This is a genomic window from Xanthovirga aplysinae, from assembly GCF_009711365.1.
Lineage (GTDB): Bacteria > Bacteroidota > Bacteroidia > Cytophagales > Cyclobacteriaceae > Xanthovirga > Xanthovirga aplysinae.
This window is the reverse complement of the sequence record NZ_SMMB01000841.1, coordinates 1-4613: the sequence shown is the minus strand read 5'-3', so window position 1 is coordinate 4613 and position 4613 is coordinate 1. Positions and strand designations below refer to the sequence as shown.

At 35.2% G+C, this 4613-nt stretch carries 5 protein-coding genes; all 5 read right to left on the bottom strand.

Annotation, left to right across the window (positions count from 1 at the left end; genetic code table 11):
- Window positions 1-111 precede the first annotated feature (111 nt).
- Window positions 112-846, bottom strand: a complete 735-nt coding sequence (locus E1171_RS06585) for a tetratricopeptide repeat protein (protein WP_187696308.1) — start codon at window positions 844-846, stop codon at window positions 112-114.
- Window positions 847-851: 5 nt separating this feature from the next.
- Window positions 852-1355: a hypothetical protein gene (locus tag E1171_RS06580; RefSeq protein WP_155205216.1), complete on the bottom strand. Its 504-nt coding sequence runs from the start codon at window positions 1353-1355 to the stop codon at window positions 852-854.
- Between the two features lies 1 nt (window position 1356).
- Window positions 1357-1689 (bottom strand): hypothetical protein, encoded by a 333-nt coding sequence (locus E1171_RS06575; protein WP_155205215.1) that lies wholly within the window; start codon window positions 1687-1689, stop codon window positions 1357-1359.
- Window positions 1690-1953: 264 nt separating this feature from the next.
- Entirely contained in the window at window positions 1954-3624 is a 1671-nt protein-coding gene (locus E1171_RS06570) for a serine hydrolase domain-containing protein (protein ID WP_155205214.1), read from the bottom strand.
- A gap of 73 nt (window positions 3625-3697) precedes the next feature.
- Complete coding sequence (locus E1171_RS06565; RefSeq protein WP_155205213.1) at window positions 3698-4501, bottom strand: helix-turn-helix transcriptional regulator; 804 nt, start codon at window positions 4499-4501, stop codon at window positions 3698-3700.
- Window positions 4502-4613: the final 112 nt, after the last annotated feature.

Genomic DNA, 4613 nt, shown 5'->3' with positions numbered 1-4613 from the left:
TATCCGGATTAGCTCATTGAACTTATTGATTGTTAGTCACAAATTCTAATTCTTCTTCAATGTTAAGTCGATAAATCTCATCCATAAGTTGACGATATGGATTATGCATTGCTATTCCTTGATCATACTTTTCAAGTGCAAGATTTGATAATCAAGAGCTTTGCCAGAGTCTCCCATTTTTTGATATACTCTGGCTGAGTAAAAATAAGCCTCACTAACATCATTCAATTCCATTTGAATTTTAAACTCTGTAAGGGCTTTTTCAAGTTGATTTACTTCAAGGTACAATACCCCTAAATGCAAGTTATCATATGCCCCCTGATAGTAGTCTTCTGATGCAATGCAATCTTCTATGAGTTCTATTGCTTTATCAAAGTCCTTGAGTCCTTTGTAACAAAGCCCTTTCATTATGTTCAAGTGGTAATACCCATCCCCTGTTGGGCCAATGTCGTAATCCACCAATGAGTCCAGTTTGTCGATATCGGCTATCGCTTTTTCATAATTATGCATAAAAAACCAATGATACCATCCTCTCCCTCCAAGATAGGTTTCCGGATCAAGTTCAACCGCTTTATTAATCAAATCAATCCAAATATTCATTTGCCCTCTTTTTGCGTATGGAATTGAAGGACTAAAATAGGAATAGGCAAATTCCGGACAGAGTTCTATAGATTTTAGGAAATGTTCTTGTGAGGCTTTACTCCCTTGTGAATGTTGTATAGCCTTCTCAGCTTCCTTACAAGCTAGGTAACAGTCTTCATCTTCTTTGTAAATATTGCAGTTTGGAATTCCGAACAGCTTGGTTGAGGCTAAAAATACAAATAGTAGAACTTGGAGTTTTCTCATTTTATTCATGGCATTATATCTTCAATATTTCCCTTGGTGATTTTGAAAGTCAGGTATTGATAGTAATCATAACGCTTACCATCAAATTCTTTGGGTTGCCAACCATCAAGTTGCTTAGTAATTTCTAATAACTGGCTAGTAAGTTCTGCACTAAAAAGTTGATGCTTATAATCTTTATCCATCGTGATAGTCCTAAACCAGCCAGTTTTCCCTTCGCAGTTAACAATAAACCTTATCGTTACGTATCCATTTTCATTCTTATTAGTTGGTCGGAATTTACTTTCAAATTCCCTCCTGATCTTTGCTTTTTCTCCTTTATATTGAATTGCATCGGAAAAGTTATAGTATTGGAATGCAAGATCTTTGTGGCATGGTTCAAAGGCCGCTGTATCGATTTTGGGATCGAAGACTATATCTCCAACATGACTAAGCAATTCTTTCTTTTGAGTATTTGAGTTACAAGCTAAAAGACAAATTAGGGATGCCAATAAGATTAAGTTCTTCATCATTTTACATTTTGTGGCTAACGGTTGTACTGGCTGCTATGCTTGTACCGTTGGAATTTTTGTGTGCTGGCAAAGCCTGGCAGCGTGCTATTGTTAGCTGCTTTTTAATTTTTATAATTATCTCAATAATTACACCTAGAATAACTGCAAAAAAAGGAAAGCTAATCATTCCTAAAAAGTAGGATTTTAGCCCTTTAAGGTAATTCACTTTTTTCTCTTTATCGAAAAATTGCCCAACTGCCCATGAAGCATAAAAAAGGCCAATTATACTACCAATGTGAGGCACTCTTAAAGTAATCAAACTCTCAATAATTCCAAAAACTGAATATATTAGCATTCCAATTATTCAATTGGATGGCTATAAAAATCCCTATGGTGACAATTAAAATTTCTCCGATTGCGTACATCAAGTATTTTGCAACCTTTCGGTTGTCAATCAAATAATTTCTTTGCCGATTAAATATCCCCATATTTAAATTTCAATCTCATTGATTATGAACACAATTATTTCTAACGGTAGCTAACGGCCAATAAAAAAGGTAACTTTGGCTATTCTGAGGGCCTCCCACGACTATGACCTAAGTCCATTGTTGCTGTTTTGCTATTCCAATACCGCTGGCAGGATATATCTCTGTATCATCTTGTCCACCTGTGAATGTCCATATGGCTGACCATATGCTGTAGCAGTGATAACAATGACCAATGGCTGATCATTGAAAACAATGACTTTATTACCGCCATTGCCATTACACAGAAAAGCTTCATAAGATTTGTCATTTACAGAAAATTTCTGATTCCAAAATAAAAAGCCATAAGGAGTTTGATCTGGCGTTTCCATAAAATAATTGGTCATGGTCTTTTTCACCCAGTCGGAAGGTAAAACTTGTCTTCCATCCCAGGTACCCTTGTTTTTATAGAGTTGACCATATTTAGCAAAATCCAAGGCATTCATTTGCAGGCCTCCTGCAGTATTGGCTACATTTTGTGGAGTATACTGCCATTTATAATTAGAGATACCCAAAGGTTTAAATAATTTTTTGTCGGCATATTTTTCCAGTCCTCCGGGAACAGACTTGTCTATTATATCACCCAAAACCACCACGCCAGCAGTGAAATAATCCCATTTTTCACCGATCTTCTTTGTGTCGTCCATAGGTAAATCTAAGGTAAACCTCACCCAATTATCAGTAGGGTACATTTTTTCTTCATTACCTGGTGAATCGTAATTATCATCGGAACCAACAAAACCAGAACTCATAGTCAGGAGGCTTTTGATTGTTACCTTATCTTTTTTAGCTGAATAATTGGAGAACTTGGTGAGGTCATAAAATTCACTTAGTGATTGACTAGTACTTTTAAGGTAGTCTTCTTCAAGGGCAATGCCTGTCATTGTAGAAGCAAAAGATTTTCCAACTGAACGAGTATCATGTAAGGTGTTCCTGTTCGCCCCATTAAAATATTCTTCAATTAGAAGTTTGCCATCTTTAATAACTACTACACTTGTAATATTTTTGAATTTGTTTTGAGCAATTTTTTGATTGAGCTCTCTGATTTTTTCTTTATCATACCTATCCTTTGATAGTTCCCAACCGCTATTTGGTTGAATTGGCTGAATGGCTATCTGTTCTTCGGCTACCTGCCCCGGTTCGGCCAATTTTAGGTTGATTTCACCCTGAGCAATCAAATCGCCAACTATTATTCCGTCATTGTCCAGATAAGGACGTATTTCGATTTTAAGTACGTGAGTTCCTGATTCCAAAGCAGCTTCACCACCATTCCGATAATAAAACCGCATCCATAAAAACCGACCCCAGGAATCCTCATTTGTACTACTTAATAATGGCTTACGTAAAATGGTATTTTCGTTTTTTTGATGTGGTAAACCGGCACCGGAATTGAGGTTTTCCGTATAAAGCAAATCCCCATCTACATAGAATGAAAACTGATAATTTCCTTTTTTTACCAATTCATCTACTGTTAAAGTAGTGTCTAATTGATGCAGGTAATTTGTTAAAGAGTTACCTAAAAACACTCTGATATTTAAATCGCTGTTTTCTTCTATTTCAAATGAAGATAGAAAATCACTTTCCCTGTATTCTTCTAAGGGAATTATGTTGGACATGAATGTGATTTTTCCAACATTTGCTTTATGTAATGGAGTAGTTATACCTTTATTTTGAACAATATCTGGTATTTTATTGGTTGAATTTTGTCCATATGATGTTAAAATAGGGGTTATACTCATTAAAAGTATGATGGCGAAATTTCTCATTTGGAAACGACTTTAATTATTAAAAGAGCAAAGATATTCCGGAAATAATAAGCAAAATAGAATAAAATTAACATCAGCGACATCTTTTATTAAATTCTTTTGGTGTCATCCCCATGTATCTTTTAAAGGTTCTGGAAAAGTGGCTTTGATCAGAAAACCCACATTCGTAGGAAATATCAAAAAGTGATTTTTTAGAGGATAATATAAAATCAATTGCTTTCTTTATCTTAACCTGTCGGATATAATCACCCAAAGTCGTAGAAAAATACTGAGGTATAGCTCTTGATAAATGTCCAGGATGAATTCCCAACTGCCCGGAAAGGGATTTTAAATTAAATGGTTCCTTATTTTCATGAATAATCTCAATAAGGGATCCAAGCCAGGGTGGATTCTTATCAAATAGGTATGTCCTTTCTTTTTCTATGTTCTCACATAACCCGGATAGTAATAGTTCAGATGAGATTTCAGAATAAACATCTGCGTATTTAAATTCTGCATAGAGTTTTGCCAATATATGATGAAGCTTAGGGTTTTTTATAAGCTTACTGCCTTCCCAAAGATTAATGTCTATTTTATTCTTTTCAAACCAACTCTTTTCAAATTCAATATGAAACCCTCTTGCATGGGTAGATTCCTTCGAATTAAAATGTGGTTCCTGCCAGTTATGAAGGAGAAAACTTCCCGATGGACAAGCTGTTTTACGTTTTTTATTTACATCATATAAATTCCCCTGAAGAACGTACATAAAATAAGGGTTCTCATGGTAGTGCCAATCAGTTCTGTCGGTCAGGTAATTGTATTCTGAAAATAAGATGCCTTTCATTTGCTGTTCAGCATGCATAGATCCATAATATGTACCTTTAGTTAATATTTTCATTCTTCTTTAGTTCGGGGTAATTTTAGAATAGGGGGAGACACTCTTAAATTTCTATCCCATATCTCCCCATTGGCACACAGCGATAAATTAAATGGGTAGTGACAGATTGAGT

Bases quoted from the DNA above. Each gene is read 5' to 3' on its own strand.
- E1171_RS06585 (WP_187696308.1), bottom strand. From the start codon at position 846: ATGAGAAAACTCCAAGTTCTACTATTTGTATTTTTAGCCTCAACCAAG.
- E1171_RS06580 (WP_155205216.1), bottom strand. From the start codon at position 1,355: ATGATGAAGAACTTAATCTTATTGGCATCCCTAATTTGTCTTTTAGCT.
- E1171_RS06575 (WP_155205215.1), bottom strand. From the start codon at position 1,689: ATGCTAATATATTCAGTTTTTGGAATTATTGAGAGTTTGATTACTTTA.
- E1171_RS06570 (WP_155205214.1), bottom strand. From the start codon at position 3,624: ATGAGAAATTTCGCCATCATACTTTTAATGAGTATAACCCCTATTTTA.
- E1171_RS06565 (WP_155205213.1), bottom strand. From the start codon at position 4,501: ATGAAAATATTAACTAAAGGTACATATTATGGATCTATGCATGCTGAA.